Raw genomic sequence first — 2324 nt, forward strand, 5'->3', positions numbered from 1 at the left:
ATCGTCGAGACCGGCAACGATAGTTGGCGATTCAAGAACCGCGCCTGAACGCCCCCTCAACACACCTCACAAGAGGGTCCCTTTTGCGTGCCGATCTGGGGTCCCAATTCAGTGCCGATTGACACGGTACTTTTCCGCAGTCGGTCCATCACGCCCTTCACGGCCTCCTGGACAGCGTGGAAATAGTCGTCCGCCAACCACTCGGCGGAGCAGAACCGCAGCACCTCCGGATGGACGTTCCGGCGCTCGAGACCCGCGCGCATGGCCCGTGCCCGGCTCTCGGCCTGGCTGAGCGTTGTAGCGGCCTCGGCGACCTCCAGCTTGCCCTCTTCGGTACAGTAGAGACCCGCGAGCAGCAGCGCCTTGTTTAGGCGAAACCGCATCGCCTCGTGCCTGTCCGGCGCTGAGAGATGATTGGCAGGCGCCATCGCCTGGCGGATGAACTCCTGGATAGCCCGGTTATTCTGCGCGGTGTTCTGGCGGGTGGCGAAGGCGATCTGGAGCCGCTTCCACTTGGTGACACCCGTCCCGGGATCTTCGTTCCCCATATGGCAGACGCGCAGCAGATGGCCGATCTCGGCTCCGGTCAAGCCGTCCTCAGCGAGCGCGCGGGCGATAGCGTCCAGATGGACCTGCTCGAACAACATGCCTCTGCTTGCCACAACTCCTTGCGGCTTCGATAGTCGGAGTGGACATTTCGTCCTAACCCAAGGTGTCCTGCTCCTAAACGAGGAGAATGCCCAGAGATACGAAGTGAAACTGATGCGTTCTTGCGTGCCATTATGGATTCAGCCGTGAGGGAAGCGGATCCTACCATTCTGCCTATGGCTGAGGAACGTCTCGCGAACCAAGTTGGCCTTCTCGATGTTCGTGGAAAAGGCCAGGGGGACCATGGGCTCGTCCCCGCCCCGGAGGTCCGCCCGGTTACCGCGCCTAGTGACGGGGCAGCGGTGTCGTAGTTGAGAGGCTAGCCGAACCCGGAGCGTCTTTTTTGCTAGTTCGGAAGGAATGGGAGGACGGCTTGGGCGGCGACGAGGCCTCCGCTCTGTGACTCAGGCACCAGGATTGGAACGGCCGGGTACAGGCTGGGCCAGATCGAATAGCGGGCTATCCACGCGGCGGCACTTTGCGATAGCCAACCCGTCAACGTCGTGATGTCGGCATAACGGCGCGCCAACGGCATCGCGAGGATTGGCTCATAATGCGCCACACGATTGCGGAGTAGGCGGATTTCTCGCAGGTCATGCGCGATGGTGCTCCGCTGGATGCCCTTTGCCTGAAAGATCGGTCTCAGGGCTTGCCAAAGGTGATGAGCCTCGCGGCCGAACAGTGATGACCAGAACCCGAAGTTCAGTTCTGCCACGATCTGAGGCCGGGAGGCCACCTTGCCGGCTTGCTTGAGCGTCAGTAGCACTTGGCGCACGCAGGCCTGCTGGTACGCAGTCCTCAGCACGACCGGGTCATGGATCCAGCCCGCTCCATGGAGCTGGACCAAGCGCGCGTCGACTTTGTTCCTCAGCGCCACCTCCTGCATGTGCAGGGGGCCGTAAAGAGCGGCCGACAGCTGTACATTGTAGGTGTAGAGGCGCTCGGCCAAGTCGGGGTCGCCAGCTGCCCATTTGAGATAGGTGTCGAAGCGCTCCACAGAAAGAGCATCGGTGAAGGTAGGCACTGGACGCCCGGTCCCCTTGATTATTGGGACCAATAGCCGCATATAGGTGGCGTATCCCCCGGCTGGTCCCTGCTCTGCATACCGCCGGGGTTTTGATTTTTATGGCCAAACCGTCTTGCTCTCAAGCAGCAACCGAGCGCGGCGACACGCGCTGCACGTTGATTGGCCCGAAAGCATGATCCTGGTGCAGGGTTACCTCCTCCTGACGCGCGAGTTCCAAGCCAGCCAGGAAGGTACTCGCAGCAGCCGACCGCCGGCGCACCGGCGTGGCTTCCGAGAGCCGCGGGAGACCCAGACTCCAAAGCTCGCCGCCGCCGGGCTCGGATCGCAGGGTCTCGCGAAGCCGTGTCAGGGCTTCTGGCAAAGTCCAGACATCCGGGGGTGAGGGCCGGTAGGCTGGGGGCTCCTCTCCGCGCAGCTCTGGCCGTGGTTCCAGCCATGCAAGCGTCGCCTCCAGAAAAGCCACCAGCATCTCGGCTCGTGGCCCCGCGGCCGCTCGCATCTGATTACCGCGGGCGAAGACGTCCTGCCCAAGCTGCGGCTGAGCCGCGAGCCAAGCGGCAGCTGCCTTCATCGCCGCGAGCTCTTCCAGCTGCCCGAGCCGCCGGTCCACCTCCGCCGCGGCTTCTTCGGCGGCTTTTGGGCTGGCGGG

The 2324-nt window shown here is 63.2% G+C and carries 2 protein-coding genes and 1 pseudogene; all 3 read right to left on the bottom strand.

The features are described from left to right. Positions 1-56: 56 nt before the first annotated feature. The gene (locus ROTAS13_RS23145; protein WP_075823553.1) at positions 57-647 is read right to left on the bottom strand and encodes a TIGR02391 family protein; all 591 of its coding nucleotides are present in this window, start codon (positions 645-647) and stop codon (positions 57-59) included. A 347-nt stretch (positions 648-994) separates the two neighbouring features. Beyond that, positions 995-1672, bottom strand: a complete 678-nt coding sequence (locus ROTAS13_RS23150; protein ID WP_075823554.1) for a hypothetical protein — start codon at positions 1670-1672, stop codon at positions 995-997. Between the two features lie 121 nt (positions 1673-1793). Then, positions 1794-2324 (bottom strand): annotated as a pseudogene (locus tag ROTAS13_RS27510) (hypothetical protein); the annotation flags it as partial.

This window comes from Roseomonas sp. TAS13 (assembly GCF_001950415.1).
Taxonomy (GTDB): Bacteria; Pseudomonadota; Alphaproteobacteria; order Acetobacterales; family Acetobacteraceae; genus Roseomonas; species Roseomonas mucosa.